19 protein-coding genes are annotated in these 23,056 nt (G+C 39.6%); 8 read left to right on the top strand and 11 right to left on the bottom strand.

Annotated features, from left to right (window positions below):
• Positions 1-919: 919 nt before the first annotated feature.
• The 7 genes from DCO56_RS29610 to DCO56_RS25630 form a co-directional block, all read right to left on the bottom strand.
• On the bottom strand, positions 920-1,222 hold the full coding sequence (locus tag DCO56_RS29610) for a VapC50 family PIN domain-containing toxin (RefSeq protein WP_219929449.1): 303 nt from the start codon (positions 1,220-1,222) through the stop codon (positions 920-922).
• A gap of 84 nt (positions 1,223-1,306) precedes the next feature.
• Entirely contained in the window at positions 1,307-1,483 is a 177-nt protein-coding gene (locus tag DCO56_RS29605) for a PIN domain-containing protein (protein ID WP_219929448.1), read from the bottom strand.
• The gene (locus tag DCO56_RS25650; protein ID WP_108636543.1) at positions 1,473-1,928 is read right to left on the bottom strand and encodes a helix-turn-helix domain-containing protein; all 456 of its coding nucleotides are present in this window, start codon (positions 1,926-1,928) and stop codon (positions 1,473-1,475) included. The genes DCO56_RS29605 and DCO56_RS25650 overlap by 11 nt, the downstream gene beginning before the upstream one ends.
• A gap of 234 nt (positions 1,929-2,162) precedes the next feature.
• Positions 2,163-3,755, bottom strand: a complete 1,593-nt coding sequence (locus tag DCO56_RS25645; protein WP_108636542.1) for a SusD/RagB family nutrient-binding outer membrane lipoprotein — start codon at positions 3,753-3,755, stop codon at positions 2,163-2,165.
• Positions 3,756-3,766: 11 nt separating this feature from the next.
• Positions 3,767-6,994: a SusC/RagA family TonB-linked outer membrane protein gene (locus DCO56_RS25640; protein ID WP_108636541.1), complete on the bottom strand. Its 3,228-nt coding sequence runs from the start codon at positions 6,992-6,994 to the stop codon at positions 3,767-3,769.
• 646 nt (positions 6,995-7,640) lie between these two features.
• Positions 7,641-8,912, bottom strand: a complete 1,272-nt coding sequence (serS, locus tag DCO56_RS25635) for a serine--tRNA ligase (protein ID WP_108636540.1) — start codon at positions 8,910-8,912, stop codon at positions 7,641-7,643.
• 91 nt (positions 8,913-9,003) lie between these two features.
• The gene (locus tag DCO56_RS25630) at positions 9,004-10,077 is read right to left on the bottom strand and encodes a class I fructose-bisphosphate aldolase (RefSeq protein WP_108636539.1); all 1,074 of its coding nucleotides are present in this window, start codon (positions 10,075-10,077) and stop codon (positions 9,004-9,006) included.
• 92 nt (positions 10,078-10,169) lie between these two features.
• Here DCO56_RS25630 and rsmI point away from each other — a divergent pair, with 92 nt between their 5' ends.
• The 4 genes from rsmI (at position 10,170) to DCO56_RS25610 (ending at position 14,539) form a co-directional block, all read left to right on the top strand.
• Positions 10,170-10,835 carry a 16S rRNA (cytidine(1402)-2'-O)-methyltransferase gene (gene rsmI, locus DCO56_RS25625; protein WP_108636538.1) on the top strand — a complete coding sequence of 222 codons (666 nt, stop codon included), beginning with the start codon at positions 10,170-10,172 and terminating at the stop codon, positions 10,833-10,835.
• Between the two features lie 36 nt (positions 10,836-10,871).
• Positions 10,872-11,591, top strand: coding sequence for a PH domain-containing protein (locus DCO56_RS25620; RefSeq protein WP_108636537.1), 720 nt, complete (start codon positions 10,872-10,874; stop codon positions 11,589-11,591).
• A gap of 14 nt (positions 11,592-11,605) precedes the next feature.
• Complete coding sequence (gene lnt, locus DCO56_RS25615; protein ID WP_108636656.1) at positions 11,606-13,228, top strand: apolipoprotein N-acyltransferase; 1,623 nt, start codon at positions 11,606-11,608, stop codon at positions 13,226-13,228.
• Positions 13,229-13,402: 174 nt separating this feature from the next.
• On the top strand, positions 13,403-14,539 hold the full coding sequence (locus DCO56_RS25610; protein ID WP_108636536.1) for a cysteine desulfurase family protein: 1,137 nt from the start codon (positions 13,403-13,405) through the stop codon (positions 14,537-14,539).
• Positions 14,540-14,629: 90 nt separating this feature from the next.
• Here the strand turns inward: DCO56_RS25610 and DCO56_RS25605 are convergent, their stop codons facing one another.
• On the bottom strand, positions 14,630-15,049 hold the full coding sequence (locus DCO56_RS25605; RefSeq protein ID WP_108636535.1) for a copper resistance protein NlpE: 420 nt from the start codon (positions 15,047-15,049) through the stop codon (positions 14,630-14,632).
• An 84-nt stretch (positions 15,050-15,133) separates the two neighbouring features.
• Complete coding sequence (locus tag DCO56_RS25600) at positions 15,134-15,466, bottom strand: tetratricopeptide repeat protein (RefSeq protein ID WP_108636534.1); 333 nt, start codon at positions 15,464-15,466, stop codon at positions 15,134-15,136.
• A gap of 475 nt (positions 15,467-15,941) precedes the next feature.
• On the opposite strand from DCO56_RS25600, the gene DCO56_RS25595 reads away from it, so the two are divergent.
• From DCO56_RS25595 to DCO56_RS25580, 4 genes are all read left to right on the top strand, one after another.
• Entirely contained in the window at positions 15,942-16,679 is a 738-nt protein-coding gene (locus DCO56_RS25595; RefSeq protein ID WP_108636533.1) for an electron transfer flavoprotein subunit beta/FixA family protein, read from the top strand.
• 21 nt (positions 16,680-16,700) lie between these two features.
• Positions 16,701-17,675, top strand: a complete 975-nt coding sequence (locus DCO56_RS25590) for an electron transfer flavoprotein subunit alpha/FixB family protein (RefSeq protein WP_108636532.1) — start codon at positions 16,701-16,703, stop codon at positions 17,673-17,675.
• A gap of 199 nt (positions 17,676-17,874) precedes the next feature.
• Positions 17,875-18,501, top strand: a complete 627-nt coding sequence (locus tag DCO56_RS25585; protein WP_104384289.1) for a bifunctional nuclease family protein — start codon at positions 17,875-17,877, stop codon at positions 18,499-18,501.
• Positions 18,502-18,546: 45 nt separating this feature from the next.
• A complete protein-coding gene (locus tag DCO56_RS25580; RefSeq protein WP_108636531.1) occupies positions 18,547-19,917 on the top strand; it encodes a nucleoside permease in 1,371 nt (456 codons plus the stop codon).
• Positions 19,918-20,690: 773 nt separating this feature from the next.
• On the opposite strand, the gene DCO56_RS25575 is transcribed toward DCO56_RS25580, so the two are convergent.
• Both DCO56_RS25575 and DCO56_RS25570 read right to left on the bottom strand, forming a co-directional pair.
• On the bottom strand, positions 20,691-22,250 hold the full coding sequence (locus DCO56_RS25575; protein WP_108636530.1) for a calcineurin-like phosphoesterase C-terminal domain-containing protein: 1,560 nt from the start codon (positions 22,248-22,250) through the stop codon (positions 20,691-20,693).
• Between the two features lie 262 nt (positions 22,251-22,512).
• Positions 22,513-23,016 carry a hypothetical protein gene (locus DCO56_RS25570; protein WP_245935916.1) on the bottom strand — a complete coding sequence of 168 codons (504 nt, stop codon included), beginning with the start codon at positions 23,014-23,016 and terminating at the stop codon, positions 22,513-22,515.
• Positions 23,017-23,056 lie beyond the last annotated feature (40 nt).

The raw sequence follows: 23,056 nt of genomic DNA, 5'->3' as shown, positions 1-23,056 counted from the left end.
ATGTTAATATGATGTAATATAATTAATGTTTAATCGAAAAAGACTATTCATTAACTACACTTTTGTGTAATTTCCCACAATAAAGAAAATATCCGGCGTGTTTACTTTTCAACAAATTATATTACCCAATGAAAAGATATTCAATATTGATTGCACTACTAGGTCAAGGCTTTGGCGCGTGTAAGAAAGATGAAGTTGCCAAATCTAAAATGGAGACTACTGTATAACATACCCCACTTTTTCTAAGGTCATATAGACAAACACTTCTCTGATTACCTAAAAATGAGTTATTGGGATTTTGTGGTGATTGTCTTTTAATGTTCTATGATATTTGGCAGCGCAGTACGGTCTATTTTTCCATAAAATCCTCTTTTGGCCTTTCGGGCCTGACACCAAAGTACAAAAATAGCTCAATCACAAAAACAAGCCCCCAATCCATAGGTAAATAATCATTGATGCTTATCAGAAATTTGAGATCCGTGAAATAATAATTATAAATCTTGCAAATTTCAATACACCTTCTTGTAAATAGCTTATGGACAAGTTCGCCCCAAGCTCGTCCTGCTCTCGATTTGTAAAAAACGTGCAGGCACAGTGAAAGCACATTAACAGGTGGACTCAACGTGGACTCACTGTGCTCTGAACCTGCTTGCAGCTCGAACTTGGTAATAACATGGTCTTAACTTGGCCCCTATCAAATCTCTCTATGAGCCGAAGATCACCCGTGAATATTCCCAAGGAAACTGCTGATAAAAAATAATCTGCCAGCTTGCTCTTCAATAGTCAGATAAGCTAGTCTAACCAACGGATAGGATCACATCTATATTAACGGAGTTATATTCTACTTTCAGAATCGAATCACTCTTTGGGTAATCATAAAGTTTCAATAGGGAGATTATTTTTTTATTTTGCGTGATCCTTAAAGTAATGCATGGAGATAGTTTGCCGTATCTGTTAGACCCGATTTACGGAGGCTATCTAATACTTCAAATTCATTCATAGCTGGATTACGACGGTTCAGCACCATTTCTTTGAATGCCAATATTGCCTGTTCAGGATTTAAATCTATAATATCCGTCAGGAAGTCGTCTGCACTCTTGGCTGTCAATCCAAATGATGTGAGGTACTCTGCTGGAAAATCCTTTAAATTATTGGTAACAATGACGTTTGCATTCGTTTTTGTTGCTGCTGCCAGTACATGACAATCTCTTGGATCTGGCAAATTCAAATGTTCAATCAGTACCTCATAGTTCTTAACTAGAGCATCTGGGAAAGCATTATTTGCGCGCTGTATCCTTTTTTCAGCTTATACTACCGAAACATCTTTGCGCAGCATAACATCTTTCCATTCGTCAAAAATATGTGCACTCCATTTTGGCGTATAAAGCTCATAATAGGCTAGCCAAAAAAGTAGATCACGAATGACAATGGGAAACACGACATTCGTATCTAAAACAGCCTTGAACCGAACACTATGAATCATACAAACCGGTTTCTTCATCGGCATTCATCATATCGATGATATGTTTCTTTTGTTCCTCTTTCATATTTTCCTTATATCGCAAGACATCTTCAAATCGGATACGGCGATGTTTCCCTACCTTCGTATAAGCAATTTCACCTCCCTCCAAAAGTTTAACCAGATGTGGTCTAGAGCAGCCAAGGATCTCAGCGGCCCTTTGTGTAGTTACCTCTGTAGCAACGGGAACTATAGAAATGGGCTTTCCCTCTCCCATTGCTTTTAGAATATCTCCCAAAAATCGAAGTGCTTTAAATGGTATTTTGATCCGATCATTCGTCTCTTCTATTTCGATCTCAGTATTATCGGACTGGATCTGTAATAACGCAGCCGCTAATGTAGTATAAGAAGCATTGGCTACTTTTTGCTCCGATTTCGTAGGACGTTGTATTTCTTCAAATATAGTCATGACATAAGATTTTATTCTACAAATATAAACGAAATAAACGAAACAAAAATCAAACTTTATAAACATTAAACTTTTTGGAGGCGTTACAAAGATTAAAGTTCATTCTCCCTACCTAAAATAACAACTCGGATTGTAATTTCCCCAAGTTCGAGGTCACGGAGAATCAGAAATAATAAAAGCACAAAAAGCGACTTCTTTCGAAATCGCTTTTTGTGTTATATTGAATTAAATGTACTATCGAGTACCGCCTGCCCACCAAACATTTTCAGTGTAAACGTACGCGCCATCACCATATGCGGCCTGAACATTCGGGTTCGTTGTCGTATCATCGTTACCGTATGGTAAACGTAATGGGAATTTACCCGGGTTTTTCAACTCGATCAGGTTCTCACCATTTGCTTTCCAACGACGGATATCATTGTACATTTCTGTTGATTCGCCAGATGCACCAAAGAACGCTAGGTATTTTTGAGTAGCAATCTCCTTTAATGGATTTGCGGCAAATAATGGTTTTACATTTTTATCAAAATAATTACCTGCATCACTTGCGGTCAACGTTGCTGAAGTTTCTGTTACTATACCGTTAGCCAATACTGTAGGCGCAACAAATGCAGCATTCACAGAGTTCTCCGAGTTCGCAATAGCCGCCGTTACTGCCGCTTTTAATATTGGCTCTACTTCTGACGAACTTTTACCTAATCTTTGCATCGCCTCTGCCTTCAAAAACAACAACTCATGATAGCTTAACAATTGAGTAGGAGCAGTTTGGGAAAAAACAAAAGTTGATGTTAAATAATGATATTTGACCTGAGTATTTTCTCCATTCGGTGCCAATAAATTATACGATGCTGCATTTGATGCGATATCATTTACTTGTGTCCACACACCAGTGTTTGAATTTTGTGGCGTAAAAAAATCACGGACCAAACGCGGATCTTTACGATCAATCATCTTATCCGCTAAACTCTTACTAGCAGCCAACCCATCTCTCGACCATTGAAAATCAAATAGTGGATTCAAATTACTTGCTCCATATTCATTAAAAGCAGCTTGTTCGCCAGCATTTTCAAACGATTTATTTACCTCAGAGATTACTAAATTTAATGCGGCAGTCTTATCTGACGTTACTTTCAGCAATCGCATCGCATATCTTGCTTTTAACCCATGGGCAAATTTCACCCATTTAGCAACATTTCCACGATACAGCAAATCCTGAGAGCCCACATTTCCAGATGCATGCGTATCCCCTTTTGGCAAGTTTTCAATTGCCGCATCTAAATAAGCATTAATCTGTTTGTATAATTCTTCTTGCTTATCAAGTTTTGGATTACGGATTTCCAATGGCTTAAAACCTTCTGAATAAGGCACGTCACCAAACATATCAGTCAATAGCGCTAAATTGTATGCTGCCATCACCTGACCCATTCCCAACGTTGTATAATTCCCTTCTTGATTTCCTCCTGTCGAACATTTTTCGATAACCATACGTGCATCCTTTAGGGTTGTATAAACGTTACCCCAAGTATTATTAAAAGTAGATGCGCGTTGCGGCTCATTCTCACGATGCTCAGCATTCCACAATTGATTATCTGTTCCTACTTCATGCTCAACATAGGTAGAAAGATAAGTATTAAAATCTCCACCTACGTTTGAAAATGCAGTACGAGTGATTACATCCGTCAAGATAAACTTCGCCTGTACATCACTTGGTTTGTTCACATTCTCATTGATCTTGTCCATTGCATCCTCAGAACAAGCCGTAAAGATTATCGGTGAAGCCAAAGCGCCTAAGGCCAATAATCCAACTATATTTAATTTTAATTTCATGATACTAAATTCTAGAATTTAACATTAACACCTAAACCATAGCTCGATGTTCCCGGAAGCGAGAAACGCTCAAAAGCTCCCGACATATTGGTATTACCTTGTGAAACCTCCGGATCAAACCCTTTCAGCTCAGACCATAAAATGATGTTACGTGCAAATGCATTTACGTCAACTTTGATCTTTGAGTTTTGATATACAGGATATCCCACAGCAATCTCACGCAATTTCACAAATGAAGTTCCTCGGATACCAGCCTCAGAAATATTGCTCAGACGGTTAAAGTAATCATAAGTAGATACGTTATTTACTTTTCCATTTGCATCAAAAGTAGGATTTGCGTCAATCATGATATCATTTGATGCATACTGTCCTGGAGCGACTTCTTTAACAGCAGCTTCTTCAAATAAGAATCCATTTCCATCACGAAAATCAGCCGTTTTCTGTGTTACACCGTATACATTTAGGGTGTTTGAAGTACCGTGATACATTTGTCCACCTTGTTTCCAATCCAATACCGCCGAAAGTCTTATTTTTTTGTATTCAAAGTTGGTATTGAAACCTAGGTTGAAATCTGGAGAGACGCTACCGATTACTTTCTCTTCACCAGCTAAAGGTAGACCGTCTTTATCTACAATAATTTGACCGGCATCATTTCTTAAATAAGAAACACCATAAATTACAGGGAATTTATATCCGATACCCGCACGAACCTGTGGCTCAACGAACCCCCCCATGAAGATACTGTTTACACCTTCTTTTAACTCATCAACATAGTTGTCAATTTTAGTAAAGTTAAATGCAAAATCCCATTTGAAATCTCCTGAACGATATGGCGCAACAGCCAATGTCAACTCATGCGAATTCGTATGAATCTTACCACCATTAGTTACTAAACTGGAGTAACCGGTAGAAGCAGCCAAAGGCACTTCAAAAATTTGATCCTTTACATTCTGACGGGAGAAGGTATAGTTCAAATTAATTAAACCATTCCAGAATGTCAAATCAGTACCCAATTCAAACGCCTGTGTATTTTGCGGTTTCAAATTTGGATCGTAAACAATTGGATATGAAGTGTAAGAAGTAACACCATCACTGTTAATTGGGTAAAGGATAGGTGTACCGCTCGAGAAACCACCACCGTAAGTAGGTTTGTCAAAATAATTTTCATAATAATCACCTGCTTGCCCAACTTCAGCATACGAGGCTCTTAACTTACCCATAGTCAGCACCGAATTTTTCACTGCATCTAATTCTGTAAATACGAAGCCTGCTGAGACAGATGGATAGAAGAATGAACGGTTATTTCTAGGCATAGAAGAAACAATATCATTACGACCTGTTGCATTTAAGAACAACATGTTTCTGTAAGCCAAGGCTAAGCTACCAAAAGTACCAAATGTGCGTGTATGACGTAAGGTTTGTTCAGCAGTTACGGTAGAAGCATTGTTGATATTATCCCATCCCGGAAAATTAAAATTCATTCCATAACCGTAATCTCTTCTTCTGTTGCGGTTTACAATCTCGTTACCAACCATGGCATCAAATACCAAATCATCATTGATCTTCCAGTTGTATGCTGCCGTACCTAAAGAGTTCCACTCAGTAACAGAAAAATGATAGTTTTCTACTTCCCCTTTACCATTAGCATGGCCGTATCCCCAAAGGTCGGTATAATTAGAAGTATATGAGTCAACCCCAGCTTGATACTTCAATGTTAATTTTTGATTTTCGCCCAAATTAGTCGCATATTGACCAAATCCATTACCAAAGAAACGTTGTGTATCTTCCGTAAATTTGTTATGTTCTGTAGCCCAATAAACTCCATCAAAACCAGTTGTACCACGATATGTATTTTGTTTGGTCGGATTGTTCAAATAAGAACTTGGAATACCCTTTAAATCATACGAAGCAGGTGCTCCATATAAGGTAGCAATAATCCCATTATTTGCACCTGTTTGTTTTGAGATATGAGAATTTACATAGTTACCGGTAAAACCAGTTGTCCATTTTTCTGACAATTTAGCCTCACCTGATAATTTAGCCGTGTAACGATCCATCCCTGTTGAAGGAACAATACCATTAGCATTAGTAGCTCCCAAAGACATCGCATAACTGCCTTTCTCAAACCCTTGTACAATATTGAAGGAATTGTTGAATGTATTGCCTACATTAAAGAAGTCTTTCGCATTGTTGTAAACTTGAGGCGTAGCCCAAGGATCTAAGCCTGCATTAGCACGTTGTGGTACATAATACATTCCTTCGTGTTTTCCATATTGCTTGGTATAACTGTTATCAACATTACCTCCATAAATAGCATCATTTGCTAATTCAGGAATCTTTGGCCCCCAAGACATTGATGATAAATAACCAGTATTAGCACCATATTTACCATTGACCCCTTGAGCGTATGTCGTTTGAAAATCAGGAAGAACGGATACTTTGTCAAAAGAAACATTGGAATTATAGGATATCTGTGGTTTACCTTGTTTTCCTTTGCCGCTCTTCGTTGTAATAATGATCACCCCATTTGAAGCCCGCATACCATACAATGCAGATGCTGCTTGTCCTTTCAAGATGTTGATACTTTCGATATCGTTTGGATCAATGTCCAAACCTCTGGAAGAATAATCCGCACCTGAAACAGAATTACCAGTTGATACATCAGAAGTCGATGAAATCGGCAATCCATCAACGACGTACAAAGGTGAGTTATTTCCAGTAAAGGAACGTGCACCACGGATTGTAATATTAGCAGATGCTCCAGGCATACCTGATGAAGGTGTCACCTGAACCCCCGATACTTTACCTTGCAATGCCGTCGCTAGATTACTATTAGCTGCTTCAGTCAGTTTTTCTCCTTTAACTTCTTGTGTAGCATAACTCAAAGCACGTTTTTGACGCGATTGGCCCATACCAGTCACCACGACCTCTTCCAGCGCATTATCCTGTCCTGACAAAGATACATTGAACACAGTGCTGTTGTTGTTAACAATAATGGTTTTATCGTCAAAACCAACTGAACGGAAGACAACAACTTTGCCTGCCGGTACATTCAAAGAATAATTACCATCAGCATCTGTCTGTGTCGCTTGATTAGTTCCTTGTACAACCACTGTCACCCCAGGTATTGCTTTACCATCAGCAGATGTAACACGACCACTAATCTTCTTTTCTTGTGCGAATGCAACCGAAGTCAGAATCATTCCGCCAACAAGAAAACTTAGTAATGTTTGTTTCATGTTTTAGTTAGTTAATTTTATTATTTTTCTAATCCTATATATTGATATAAACTATATCCGTTAACATAACTGTCTAAACAGACATTGTTTAGACAATAAACAACAATACGCAAAATAGCGTACCGCCATTCATGGGATAACAGTTGAAAATATTATTGGGAAAGCGGGCTCTAGGTAGATGTAGAGTCAGTCCTTAGATAAATATCCAGCTGTAAATTTGCTCTTTTCAGCATTTACAGTATATAATAGTTAGTGCGATTTTTATTAGCGGTTTCAAATATAGAAAGCCTAAGTTGCTTTTACAAGTTTTTTAACATTCACTCGTAAAAACAAAAAATACCGCAACAAAGGCAGCAGTATCTTGCAAATTCAAACACAAGATTCATTTTAGAATAAAAACAATGCAAACATACTAGAAACAGAATTTTATACGGAATCAATTATATTTAACAAAACATTAACAATGTATTAAGAAATCATTAACACAAATATTTTCATATTTTTTGCAGGCAAAAAAAAGACAATTTATAACGATTCTAAAGTTGTTTTAAATCGAGTTATTTCAAAAAAGAGACTCTACCTGCTTAGGTAGAGTCTCTTACTATCACAAATCCCAATTTAGAAATTTGTTATTTAATTCGTTCGTTTAATCGATATATTCAAATTTGGTATAAGGTACCAAAACTGATGGTATCCGGATACCTTTGTCCGTTTGATTATTCTCCAAAATCGCAGCGACAATACGTGGCAGCGCTAAGGCTGAACCATTTAATGTATGGGCCAATTGCATTTTTCCATCTGAATTTTTGAAACGCACTTTCAGGCGATTGGCTTGATAGGTTTCAAAATTGGAAACAGAAGATACTTCCAACCAACGTTTTTGCGCAGAACTATACACCTCCATATCATAGGTCAACGCAGAAGTGAAGCTCATATCGCCTCCACATAAACGCAACACGCGATAAGGCAGTTCCAATTGTTGAAGCAAACCTTGTACATACAGGCTCATTTCCTCCAACACCGCATACGATTTTTCAGGATGAACAATTTGCACAGTCTCTACTTTATCAAACTGGTGCAGACGGTTCAGACCGCGCACATGGGCACCATAGGAACCTGCCTCGCGGCGGAAGCATGGTGTATAAGCACAATGCTTAATCGGAAACTGTGCTTCCTTGACAATCACATCTCTGTAAATATTGGTTACCGGTACCTCTGCAGTAGGGATCAAATATAGATTATCATTGTTGACATAATACATCTGTCCTTCCTTGTCGGGCAACTGCCCTGTAGCAAAAGCTGAGTCCTCGTTAACCAAAATGGGCACCTGTACCTCTTCATACCCTTGTTCGGCTGCCTGATCCAAAAAGAAATTGATCAATGCGCGCTGTAATTTCGCCCCTTTGCCTTTATAAATCGGAAATCCCGCTCCGGCAACTTTTACGCCGAGCTCTAGATCCACGATATCATATTTGTTTAACAATTCCCAATGTGGTAACGCATCTTCTGATAAAGCGGGAATCTCCCCGTTGGTTAAAACCACCTCATTGTCATCGGCACTTACACCTGCAGGAACGGATTGATGCGGTAAATTAGGCAATTGTACAATCTTATCATTTAACTCGATTTCGATCGCTCCTAATTTATCCAACAGTTGCTTCACCTGCTCTTTATATCCGGACGATTGGGATTTAACGGCTTCAGCTTCTTCTTTTTTTCCTTGGCGCATCAGATCTCCAATCTGTTTTGCTGCCGCATTAGCTTCGCCCGAAAGTGCGTCCGATTCCGCTTGGATCTTACGGCGGTCTTCATCCAAACTGATGATTTCGTCGACCAATCCAATTTCCTTGAAATGCTTGACAGCCAATCTTTCGATAACCGTATCCCTGTTTTCACGGATATAATTTAATTGCAACATAATATAAATGTGTTATTTAAAAAATAGTGAACAAAGATAGTGAAAATTGCCGCTTTTTGGCAATAATTACAGTGATTATCCACTACACATCTTATACTATCGTAACTTCTTTACATAAATAGACATCCTGGATCGCATGGAGCAATTCCACACCTTCCTGCATCGGCTTTTGGAAAGCCTTCCGGCCCGATATCAAACCTGTCCCGCCGGCTCTCTTATTAATCACAGCGGTTTTTACGGCTTCTTGTATATCATTCTGCCCGGACGCCCCGCCCGAATTAATAAGCCCGGCTCTACCGGCGAAACAGTTGAGCACCTGGTAGCGACAAAGATCAATCGGATGATCCGATGACAACTGCGTATACATCCGTTCATCTAATTTACCGTAGCTGCTCTTCCCCATATTAAGGGCTTTAAAGCCACCGTTCAGCTCGGGAAGCTTTTGTTTAATGATATCTGCTTTGATCGTCACGCCAAGGTGGTTGGCTTGACCAGTCAAATCTGCTGCCAGATGATAGTCCTTGTCTCCTGTTTTAAATGCTGAATTTCGCAAATAGCACCATAATACAGTAGCCATACCAAGTGAATGTGCTTCTTCAAAGGCCTTTGCGACTTCGATGATCTGACGGTCAGATTCTTCCGAACCGAAATAAATAGTCGCTCCAACGGCTACCGCCCCCATATTCCAGGCTTCGCGTATCGTTCCGTACAGGATTTGATCAGCACGGTTGGGATAGGTCAACAATTCGTTATGATTGATTTTGACCAAGAAAGGAATTTTGTGGGCGTATTTTCGCGATACTGCACCCAATACGCCAAAAGTCGATGCTACCGCGTTACAGTTGCCCTCCAATGCCAATTTCACGATATTCTCCGGATCAAAATACTGCGGGTTAGGCGCAAAGGAAGCTCCGGCACTGTGTTCTATTCCCTGATCTACCGGCAATATGGACAGATATCCTGTATTGGCTAACCGACCGGTTCCAAAAAGCTGCCCTAAACTGCGTAGAACCTGTGGTGTGCGGTCACTGCTACCATATACCTGATCGATAAATGCCTCTCCGGGAAGATGGAGCATCGTTTTAGAAACCGCAGGTTTGTCAAACGCTAATAGATAATCTGCTTCTGCAGCAAGATGTGCTTGTATTTTTTCAATGTATTGCATAATTTATACGTGAATTTATATTAGAAAATAACTCCAAAAGAGGCAGAATGTTTTAGCACATATTATATAGTAAAAAAAACTTAACTTTGACCATGTTATATTTAGTTCCAACACCTATTGGCAATCTGGAGGACATGACCTTTCGTGCAGTCAATATTCTGAAAGAAGTAGACATCATCTTAGCAGAGGATACAAGGACAAGTGCTCCCCTTTTAAAGCATTTTGGGATAGATAAAAAGGTCTTTGCGCACCATCAGCATAACGAACATAAAGCGGTTTCTGAAATCATCAAATTTCTGAAAGAAGGGCAAAACATCGCCCTCATTTCAGATGCTGGGACACCAGCGATCTCCGATCCCGGTTTTTTATTGGTCCGGGCGGCTATCAAAGAGGGACTAGAGGTACAATGCCTACCCGGTGCAACCGCTTTTGTTCCAGCATTGGTCAACTCAGGCCTGCCTAATGACCGCTTCTGCTTTGAAGGTTTCCTTCCTGTGAAAAAGGGACGCCAAACGCGATTAAAGGCATTGGCGGAAGAAAAAAGAACAATGATTTTCTATGAATCACCACACCGTATCCTCAAGACAATAGAAGAGTTTATTACTATTTTCGGAGCAGAAAGGCAAGCCTCTATCTCCAGGGAATTAAGTAAGCTGTACGAGGAAAATGTCCGCGGAACATTAACTGATTTAAAATTACACTTTGAAAACAATCCAATTAAAGGAGAATTTGTATTTTGTGTAGGTGGATTGGAATAAATTTTGACAATCTTTGATTACTAAAACGTATTTGACATGAACATGGAACAATTTGCACAGGACGGACAGGATATAAAAATCATTGAAAAATTGATTACTAAGGTCCAGGACATGCTTACTCCAGGAGAAAAAATAGATTATATTGCCGTACAGAAAAAACCGGCGGTAACAATTTTACCGGACAGTATCACCATCAGCAACAAGCGCATTTTTATGTGCGAATTTACGAAATTGGGGCTGGCGACGGATTTTGAAATTTTCGGCTGGCAGGATATTAAGGATATTGCCTTCAAAGAGGAAATCTTTGGTTCGAAAGTCACTGTCATTCCTTTTACCGGAGAGAATTTAAGTATTGACTACATTCCAAAAGTTCAGGCAAGAAAACTTTACCAATATATCAAGGCTGCTCTTGAAAACTATAAAAAAGCTGAGTTGGCCGCTGAAAAGGAAAAGATCGTCATTGCGCCAAGCAGTTCCCGGGAGACCGTTGTTGAGAAGGCTGAACCCAGCCAGCAAGCTCCAGCTCCGGCGGCAACACCGGCACCGGTCATTACTCCTCCGTCCCCCGCGGTACAACCTGCGGCATCTGCTCCGGTTACACCGCCGGCGGCTCCCGTTCCGGTTGCTCCGATAGTAGAGGAGGAAGATGATGAAATTACATTAAAACTGAAAAAACTAAAAACACTCTTCGACAAGCAATTGATCACTCAGGACGAATACGAGCAAAAGAAAAGAGAAGTTTTATCCAGTTTATAAAATAGGTGGGTATTGTGAAGAATAACTATTTATTGGCACTTTTAAGTGCCTTTTTATTGTGGTTGGGGTGGCCTCCCATCCCCTATTCCAGCCTACTGCTCTTTATTGGGTTTATACCCCTATTGATTGCACTGGAAAACATCATCCGTAGCGAAACAATTAAAAAAAAAGGAAAGAAGATTTTCCTAACGGCGGGTCTAATGGCTGTTGTCTGGAATACGGCATCCATTTACTGGGTATATAATTCCATCTCAGCAGTTATGCCTCCTTTTGCGGCAATTCTGATCAGCTTGATCCCTTTTTGCCTGGGGGCAGCTTTAATGGCTCTTGCGTTTTTCCTGTATTATCGATTAAAGCGTAAAACTTCACTGCTATTGTCCCTTTTTGGATTGATGGGGTTCTGGATCAGCTATGAATTTCTACACGCCTCCTGGGATCTGGCATTTCCATGGATGACTTTAGGAAACGGTTTTGCCAACTTTCATCAATTGATCCAATGGTACGACATGACCGGTGTGTACGGCGGATCTATATGGATTTGGTTGGTCAATATCTTGGTTTTTGTGCTTTACCTCAATCGGAAAGGGATCTACCAGCTCAAAAACAGACTTGTCCCTATCTTTTGCCTGCTGTTGGTCACAGTGGTTCCCACTGCCTATTCTTTGGTTCGTTATTTCAGCTACGAGGAGCATCAAAACCCAGCCCAGGTCGTGGTCGTACAACCGAACGTGAATCCTTACATCAAGTTTCGGATCAGTCCTGAAGAACAATTGAACACCTTGTTTTCTCTTTCTAATTCCGTAGCGAAACCAAACACGGAGTTTTTTATCTGGCCTGAAACCGCCCTTTCACAAAATGGTGATTTTGATGAAGAAAATCTTCGTGAGACTTATTCCTATCAACGGATTCTGCAATTTTTGGATCGGTACAAAAACGGTAATGTCTTATCGGGTATAGAGAGTTATCAATTATATAATTATGCGAAGACAACGACCGCACGTGAGATTGCGCCTAATATTTACCAGGACAACTTTAACGCGGCAACATTGATCGATTACTCATCCAAACTGCAATTTTATCATAAATCCAAATTGGTCCCTGGTGTGGAACAGATGCCCTTTGGCGCGGCGATGAATTTTTTAAAACCCTTATTTAAAGCTTTTGGTGGCACGACAGGCGGGTATGGGAAACAGGCCGAGCCTTCGGTTTTCTATGCCCAGAGTGGTATCGGTGCTGCCCCGGTCATTTGCTACGAATCCATCTGGGGTGACTATGTGGCGAAATATGTTAAAAAAGGAGCTCAGTTTATCGCGATCATTACCAATGACGGCTGGTGGGGCAATACTTCGGGGAAAGACCAGCATCTGCAATATGCCAAACTAAGGGCCATTGAAAATAGACGCTGGGTTGCCCGATCGGCAAATACTGGGATATCCGGCTTTATCAATCAACGCGGTGATATTGTACAGCAGACAAAATGGTGGGTACCCGCCGCATTGAATCAGGAAATCAATTTAAACGAGGAAATTACAACATATACCAAAACTGGTGATATCGCTGCGTACATTGGCTTAGCAATCGCTCTGGCTGGATTCCTTATTATAATTATCCGTAGGCAACATGCACCTTTACCATAATCTACGTAGGTTCAAAAAAATATTTCTTCCAAAACGGGGAAAGATCGACTCTCCCTCGGTTCAGACGGAATTTGTCGCAACGATTTCAGCACGGCCTAAAAAAACGACCAAATTCTGATTAAAATAAGTCATTTAATGCATTTGATTTACTTTTGAGATTTGTAATTTTGCACCATGCAAGTATATTTTGACAATGCTGCGACTACAGCCTTAGATCCTGAAGTTATTAAAGTAATGGTAGATGTCATGGATAACAACTTTGGAAATCCATCTTCTATTCACAGTCACGGAAGACAAGTAAAAACAATCGTAGAAAAAGCACGGAAAACGATCGCCAACCTACTCCATGTATCTCCGGCAGAAATTTTCTTTACTTCGGGGGGCACCGAAGCCGACAATATGGCCATCGTACGTTCGATCACGGACTTTGGCATCACGCATGCGATCACTTCACCAATAGAACACCATGCTGTCCTGCATACGCTGGAAGAGCTTGAGAAGGCGGGAAAAGTTCATCTTGATTTACTCAATGTAGACAGTAAAGGTAATTTAGACCTTAATCAACTGGAAGAGCTCTTAAGTAGCAATCCCCGTACTTTTGTTTCTATTATGCACGCCAATAATGAAATCGGCAACCTCAATGATATCCAACGTATATCGGAATTATGTCAGCGATACAATGCCGTATTTCATTCCGACACGGTACAGACCATGGGGCATTATCCGCATGATCTGGGTCAGCTTAAAATTGATTTTATTACTGGTGCAGCCCATAAGTTTCACGGTCCGAAAGGCGTAGGTTTCCTCTATATCAACGCTAATAACAAAATCAAACCATTGATTTATGGTGGCGCCCAGGAACGGAATATGCGTGGCGGCACCGAAAATGTTTATGGGATAGCTGGTCTCGCGAAAGCGTTGGAACTTGCCTATGAGCACATGGATGAGCACCAAGCTTATATTCAAGCCCTTAAATCATATATGATTGAAGAGTTACAAAATGCTATTCCGGATATCGAATTCAATGGCGTTGTCGAACCGGAAAAATCTTTATACACGGTACTGAATGTCTCTTTCCCTTGCAGTGATCTTGCCGATATGTTATTATTCAATTTGGATATAGCAGGCATATCCTGTTCCGGTGGAAGCGCCTGTAGCTCGGGGACCGATATTGGCTCTCATGTGCTTGGGGCAATCAAAACAAATGCTGACCGGCCTTCGGTGAGATTCTCCTTTTGCAAGAACAATACTAAAGAAGAAGTGGATTTTGTTGTGTCAACTTTAAAAGAACTTTGTTCAAAAAGTAGATAGAACTGTAGGAAGATAAAAACAAAAAAATCCGAAGAGAATTCTCTTCGGATTTTTTTGTTTTTATATAAATGTTATATCCCGCGGCAAATTTCAATTCTTCGTCAGTACATAGTATTTGGAAATATCACCCGTAATATCATTACCTGATAGATCCAATTGACTCAAGATATGATTGCCCAATTTGAATTTATAATCGACACCATCCAACGTGATTATATTTTCATCCAATTTCCACTTTCCCTCGCGCACAAAAACATCATCGCTTTTGTTAAGATATTTGGACGAGTATTTATAGGTATTGTCTTTATGTAAAGAAATAAGGGTCTCTATACCGTCGCAATCCGCACAGGGCATCACCCCTTTATATTCTCCGATCACAATTTCAGCTTTGTCTCTTCCTTTTAATTCCTGCAAATTATCTTTATAGGCAGCCACACTCTGTTTCGGATTATCACACCCTCCTAATCCAATCATTACCATCACTCCTACTGTCCAAATAAACCTTTTCATCTCTTTCCAAATTCAAAAAATCAGCATCTAATAGTTTCACCCATAAAATTCATAACAAATTAGATACCAAAAATTTAGAAAGAACTAAAAATCATCATCTTCGTCTTCGTCCAAAAATGATAAAGCGCCTTGTAACTCGCCCAATGCATGGAAATTGCGGCTTTTACGTGCAATATCAATTCCCTGTTTATATGTTTTGATCGCAAGCTCCTGTTTGTCCAGTTTTTCGTATAATTTTCCCAGATGATAATATGTTCCGACGTAGTCCGGATGGCTATTGATCAGCTTCTCAAATCTGTCTAAAGCTTCCTGCTCATTATTTTGTTTCAGGTACTCTGCAGCAATGGCATATTTTAAAAAAGGATCTTCAGGGCTCTCTTTCAAAAATTCGTTGAGTTGATCCAATCGTGTTGACATATCTTTTTTATTTCAAATTTAACTAAAATTGGGCTCATCTGTAAACAATTATTTTATAATGCCCGCGTTTCCATACTATAAATTATCCGATCGATCCACCTGTTTCCCCTGCATTTTTCACGTAGAGCAAGTGTTAGTTAACACTTTAGGTTTCTTTGTGCTCGCTCGGTCCTTCGCTATCGAGCAATAACTCCACAACAAATATATGCCATCAAAAATACTATGCAAGCATACAAAATGACACTATACTGACGGTTTGTTTTTATTGAAAAAATACATGTAGAATTTAGAAAAATTTATTAAAAAAATTATAAAACAGACTATAAATTACAAATACAACAAAATAATAAGCGAAAAATCATTATAAATTCAAAATAATACAATAACAAAAACCCCAGGTAAACCAAAATATTAAGCGGTTGAGGGCTTTTTATTTGGGAGAAAATATGGTAAGTTTGGGTAAAACCAATCGTATATGAAAATATTAGTTTGTATAAGTAATGTCCCTGACACTACATCGAAGATCACTTTTACAAATGACAACACTGCCTTTAATACAACTGGGGTGCAGTTTATTATAAACCCTTATGACGAGATTGCCCTTTCAAAGGCAGTTGAATTAGCTGAAGGAGGAAAAGGTACAGTGACTGTCATCAATGTTGGAGATGCATCAACCGATGCGACCATTCGCAAAGCATTAGCTATAGGCGCTGACAATGCAGTACGTATTAATGCCATTCCGAGAGATGCTTGGTTTGTTGCCAATCAAATCGCAAACTACGCCAGAGACAATGCTTTTGACCTTATTTTAACTGGACGGGAATCCATTGATTATAATGGGGCGCAAGTTGGTGCAATCGTTGCAGAATTACTGAATATACCATCGGTATCCATTGCCAAGAAGATCGATATCGCTGCTGATGCTGTCAGTATTGAACGTGAAATAGAAGGTGGTAAAGAGGTGTTAACCGCCAAACTTCCAATTGTTATTGGTACAGCGGAAGGAGTCGCAGAGCCTAAGATACCTAACATGCGCGGTATTATGAGCGCACGGACCAAACCATTGGATGTGTTGGAACCATCCGCAGTTGATACGCTTTCCCACATTGTTAATTATGAGACTCCAGCTCCACGCGGCACTGTAAAACTCGTTGATGCGGCAGAAGTTGAGAAACTGGTTTCGTTGTTACATGATGAGGCCAAAGTTATTTAATCATTAAATTCCGAAAAAACTATGTCAATACTTGTATATGTAGAAAATACCGATGGAAAATTCAAAAAGTCTGCTTTTGAAGTCGTTTCTTATGCGAAAGCCATCGCCGATAATACTGGCACCGACCTTATTGCCATCTCGATTGGCAATGTCGCACAGGATGAACTTGCTACACTGGGCAACTATGGTGCATCAAAGGTACTAACGGTCAATACAGATCAGCTTTCTTCCTTTGTCAATCAGGCTTATGCGAGCATTATCGCAGAAGCTGTCAAAAGTACAGGAGCGAATCTGCTTGTACTTTCCAACTCATTTTCTGGAAAAGGACTTGCTCCCCGTATTGCCGCAAAGCTTCACGCGGCGCTAGCTGACAGCGCTTTGGCTCTGCCGACCATCGAAGGTGAAAAATTAACCGTCAAAAAGACCGCATTTTCAAATAAAGCATTTGCTACAGTGGAATTGACCGCAGCGATCAAAGTGATCGCTTTAAATCCCAATGCTTATGAAACCAAGGAAACTGGAGGTACTGCCGTTGTTGAACCTTTTACAGCCAATATTGCTTCCACGGACTTCTCGACAATTGTTAAAGAAATTGTGCGCGCAACAGATAAAGTTTCCCTCCCGGAGGCAGAAATCGTTGTTTCTGCTGGCCGTGGACTAAAAGGTCCGGAAAACTGGGGGATGATCGAAGAACTTGCAGATGTCCTTGGCGCAGCCACGGCATGTTCCAAGCCTGTGTCTGATGCAGGATGGCGCCCACATTCCGAACACGTCGGCCAAACGGGTATCGTTGTAAGTCCCAACCTCTATATTGCCATCGGGATCTCCGGCGCTATTCAACATTTAGCCGGTGTTAGCTCTTCAAAAACAATTGTCGTGATCAACAAGGATCCTGAAGCACCATTCTTTAAAGTTGCGGATTACGGTATCGTTGGAGATGCCTTTGATATCGTCCCCAAATTGACACAGGCTCTAAAGGCTTACAAAGGTCATTAGGATTTACCGCATATTTTCCTCCCCATTCATTCAAAACATGATTGGGGATTTTTATTTACCCTTTAACTAATTGCAATTTCCCCAATTAAAAAGGCCGGCATCAGCAAGGGAGATCGATAAATTTGTTTCACACGGAACGTAATTATAATTGCATATAAAAGCAAATTTATCTAAGTTTGTAGACCGCTTTGGAATTAAAATGAAGAAAATCAGATTAGATATCGTTGGTTTATCCTATAGTCAAACGCAATCTGGGGCTTACGCCCTTGTATTGGGAGAAGTGGAGGGCAACAGAAGACTGCCCATCATTATTGGTAGCCATGAAGCTCAAGCCATCGCTATTCGGATAGAAAAAATGATTCCAAGCCGTCCCCTTACGCACGACCTGTTTCAGTCTTTTGCAGAATCTTTTGGCATTAAACTCGTTGAAGTACTCATCTACAATCTGATTGAAGGCATTTTTTATGCAAAGATTATTTGTTCTGACGGCAATAAGATGGTCGAAATTGATGCGCGGACTTCCGACGCGGTTGCTTTGGCCGTTCGTTTTGAAGCACCAATTTATGCCTATGAATTTATTATGTCATCTGCAGGAATTATTATTGAGGGACATGAATTCGCATTTTTGGAAAATCTGGACAAAGCCAACAAGGTTCAAGATCCCAGTATGGTCGAGGTCGAAGAGAAGACTCCTTCCAAATCCGCTAACAACCCTTTTTCTTCGTTGACAGATGAACAATTGGAGCAGGCGCTCAACCAGGCATTAACGGAAGAGAACTACGAACAAGCCGCGTTGATTAGGGATGAAATTTCCAAAAGAAAATAACTTCTCTCATTAAAGCGAAACAAAAACTCTAAATAATATCGTTTTATGTCTATTAAATTAAGATTGACCATTATGAGCTTCTTTCAGTTTTTTGTCTGGGGAGCATGGTTGATTACAATAGCTAACTATTGGTTTGGCACAAAGCAATGGGATGGTACACAATTCGGCGCTATCTTCGCGACAATGGGAATAGCTTCGCTATTTATGCCAACATTGATGGGGATCATTGCTGACCGCTGGATAAATGCTGAAAGACTCTATTTTTTCCTTCATTTATCTTATGCTGCTGTTCTTTTCTACCTACCACAAGTCAATGATCCCAATACTTTTTTTTATGCGATGCTCGCAGCGATGTGTTTCTATATGCCGACATTAGCTCTATCCAACTCAATTGCCTATACTGCATTGAATGAAAACAACTATGATCTGGTCAAAGCATTCCCTCCTATCCGTGTCTTCGGAACCGTTGGATTTATCGTAGCGATGTGGATCACAAATCTGACAGGTAACAAAGCGACAGCATACCAATTTTATATTGCGGGAACAGCGGCCTTAGCCTTGAGTCTCTATGCCTTTACATTACCGAAATGCCCACCGAAAAAATTACAGCAGGAAAGTGCATCTTGGACACAATTGTTGGGGTTAGAGGCATTTAAATTATTTGGGAACTATAAAATGGCGCTGTTCTTTATATTTTCCATGTTCTTAGGAGCCGCATTGCAGTTGACCAACGCATATGGAGATGTATTTTTGGACGAATTTAAATTCTATCCAAAATTTGCGGAATCTTTTGTTGTGAAATACTCAACGATCATCATGTCGATTTCGCAGATATCAGAGACACTTTTTATTCTAGCAATCCCATTTTTCCTAAAAAGATTTGGTATCAAAAAAGTCATGTTGATCTCTATGTTTGCCTGGGTATTACGTTTTGGGCTATTCTCATTTGGAGACCCTGCTGGCGGGCTATGGATGATTGTACTTTCCTGTATCGTTTATGGAATGGCATTTGACTTTTTCAATATCTCAGGCTCTTTGTTTGTTGAGACATCCACAACATCAAGTATACGTAGTTCTGCTCAAGGCTTATTTATGATGATGACCAATGGTTTCGGAGCAGTATTCGGCAGTTTTGCATCGGGATGGATTATCGACCATTATTTCACAAAAAGCTTTCAGAATGGGCAGGATCTGGCCAACTACCTGGATACGAATATCAATGATATGCACTTCCTGAATTTCTTAAAAGAGAAAAGTATCGCACTGTTGCCTGATGGCACCCTGAACAATAATATTATGCTCAAGGACTGGCATGACATCTGGCTAGCCTTTGCCATCTATACACTGATTATCGCAGTACTTTTTGCAATATTCTTTAGACATAAACATGAGCGCGAGCCGCTCAATTCAAAATAACAAAAAGCCGCAAATGCGGCTTTTTGTATATTTGCAGGATGCAAAATACATCGGGAATTGTTAACGGATTCTCAATCCCAAATTTACAACTGGACTTTTCAATGGATTAACAAGCTAGGGTTGGCATACACAAATGCATGCCCTTAATGGTGCGTCAATTGGCATCAACCGAACATGGTGTACCTATCGAACTGTATTTCTTTGTCAATGACATACGTGGGAATATTATGAGGGTATTGTCTCCGATGTTTTGATCACTTCTTTGCGGCCACAAAATATTTCGACCTTGAGATATTCGAAAATCCGGCTTCGGATGATTTCAGGCAATTTGTCCGGAAACAACAGATCAATATATTGAATTTGTAAAAAAGAAACTGAGATCCATAAAAACAGTGAAAGGTAATCCGGGGAGATTACCTTTTCACTTTAAAAACAAACTAAATTTTCAGACGTGTTTCACAACAGATCTACACATTAACCCTAACTCTTTATGAATCAAAAATTACTCTACACAAATATAGGACTGTTATGTTAAGTCCATCTTAAGGGAACTTTAAACTTAAAACAATTCGACAAATAGTTATTTAAACTATTTATTTCACTGGATTTACCGTTCAATAAACAACTTCGGTCAACCTTAAATTTAACGTTCTGCATCTTAATCCCCCCTATAGCAATCTAAGTCTGTCCCAAAAATATTGATATGCCGATTTCAACAACAAGAAAAGGCAACCTGAAGATTGCCTTTTATCGTATAAAAACTATGTATTTAATTATTCCACAACAATACTTTTCGTCGCAAAATGTTCCCTGTTGAACATATCAACTGCTTTAATTTCTAACTGATATTTCCCGGCTTTAAGTTTAGGCAAATTTGTCATCCACAAATGACTTGATTTTTCGGGATTAGATGGACGGCGCGTCGTTATCAATTGCTCAGCCGTATCGTATTTCGCCAAGGATTTTAAGAATGCGGGATCACTTTCATTCACATATTCCATCGCTTTCCAGTCCCCTTGGTTGATTCTGTAGGATACCTTATCACCTTCTTTGCCAATGAAAAAATTTGCGTAGATCGGGTATCGTTTTGTATACTTTTCGGGCACTACTGATGCGCCATACACGTCAATCTGATAGCTTGCAGGTTGACCCACCACTTTATAGTCAAAGCGATATTGATTGCCCTCAATTTTCAAAATTGCGTAGCCTTTTGGCGTACCGTCACGCATGGTGGAAACAGGGATTCCCTTTGCATTCAGTTCACCTGAATACCAGTCTCCGGATGTCGTACCGACATTATATTCGTGGTGCGCATGCGCTTGTTTCCAGCCATCTTTCTGTCCATAAAAATATTGACGTTGGAAATGCGTGTGTGCCGATAGTGAAAGCGTATGCTGAAAGGGAGCCAAAATATCAAAAAGACGCTGTCTGTCTTCGTTGCGGAATACATTTGAATTTTCATGATACAGTGGAATATGAAACGATAGGACAATTAATTTATCTTTATCTACCTGTTTTAGATCATTCTCAACAAAATCCAACTGATCTTTCCGAAAACCACCTAAATACCCTTTTCCGGTACGAGGATTAGGATAAATGATATCATCCAATACAATAAAGTGGGCATTCCCGTAATTAAAAGAGTAATTATTGGGACCAAAAGTACGCTCAAAAGACTCATCAGAAAGGCTATCAGTTTTGGCATCGTAATTCATGTCATGATTTCCCATAACATTATACCAAGGTAGCCCCATGGTAGAAATAACCGATTTATATTTTGGTTGAAGAGAAAGGTCATCACCGACCAAATCTCCTAGACTGATTCCAAATTTGGCGACAGATTTATCTGCGATTTCATTGATGATACCATCTTTAAAAAATCCCAGCTCTTCTTCTGTGTATGCCTGTGGGTCGCCAAAGACAAAGGCCGAAAAATTGGGTTGTTCTTCTTGTTGATATAAAGCGAAGTTTATTGCAGATGGAATCTTCCCCGTAGGCGCCACGCCGGGATATTTGGAAGCTGGACTTCCATTGACCTTATGGATATAATAGAATTTGGGATGATTATTCTCGTCTAAGGGTACTGCATATCCCGAAGGTTTAACAACAAAAATAATATTATCATTTCCGGCCGGCAGTTGATAGTTACCATCTTTATCAGTAATGACAACTTCGCGACCGTTGCTCACGGAAACAGATGCTATTCCTTTTTCATTCTTATCCAATTTTCCATTTTTGTTTATATCCAGATAAACTTTTCCCTTTGCAAGTTCCTGTGCTTGTACTGTCTGGGCTAGTGCTAAAGAAATAGCCAATGCAAAAAATGTTTTCATATCGAACGTTGGTTTTGCCGCTAAAGTACCCTATTTCCATTAAGACAAGATCAATTGTATATAAAGAATTTGTAAATAGAAGCCCGTATCAGGTTGTTATCCCAATGTCCATTAATCAAGCCGATGGCACAACCATACCTCTGAAATAGCTGATCTATAGAAACAATAAAAGCTCGTTTTAAGAAAAGGCAACATTCAATAACAAAAAAAGAGGGAGAAAGCTCCTTTGCTTCTCCCTCCTCAATAAGTATAAATAGCGTTATTATCTAGCCTGAGCCGTTGCCAACATCCGGTTTATTTCGTCTATCATAGATTTAGCAGCATCATGCATCCTCGGATTACCCGCAAAATCCGCATCTAAGGTGACACGCTTGGACTTATCTTTGTAATTATATTCCAGGTAAAAGCGAGGTACTTTCGAATTTGTAGAATCTTTCTTCCATTCCGGACCTGTCATATCCGTATCCAAATTCCAAAAACCAAGTTCCATTGCCTTGCGATGCAAATACAATAGATCATCTTTTGTGAACTTGACAGTATCCGTAATTAATGAATCTTGTTTGTCTAAATATTTATAGATACGCGTTTTCGAATTATATTCATTGACCATGTGGTTCGGTTCGCCATATTTAAATTCAATTGATTCAAAATCAGCAAAACGGAACGGTGCATTTTTAATCATATTGCTGTAGTAGTAAACACAATACATTAAAAATGGCACAATAATACAAAGGCCTAGAAAAATCTTTTTACTCTTTATTGTCATTTCTATAAAATTTTGACAAAAATAAGGATTTATATAGGGT

The organism is Sphingobacterium athyrii, from assembly GCF_003071065.1.
Classification (GTDB): Bacteria; Bacteroidota; Bacteroidia; order Sphingobacteriales; family Sphingobacteriaceae; genus Sphingobacterium; species Sphingobacterium athyrii.
Note: the sequence above shows the minus strand (reverse complement) of the source record. Positions and strands in the feature narration are given on the sequence as shown.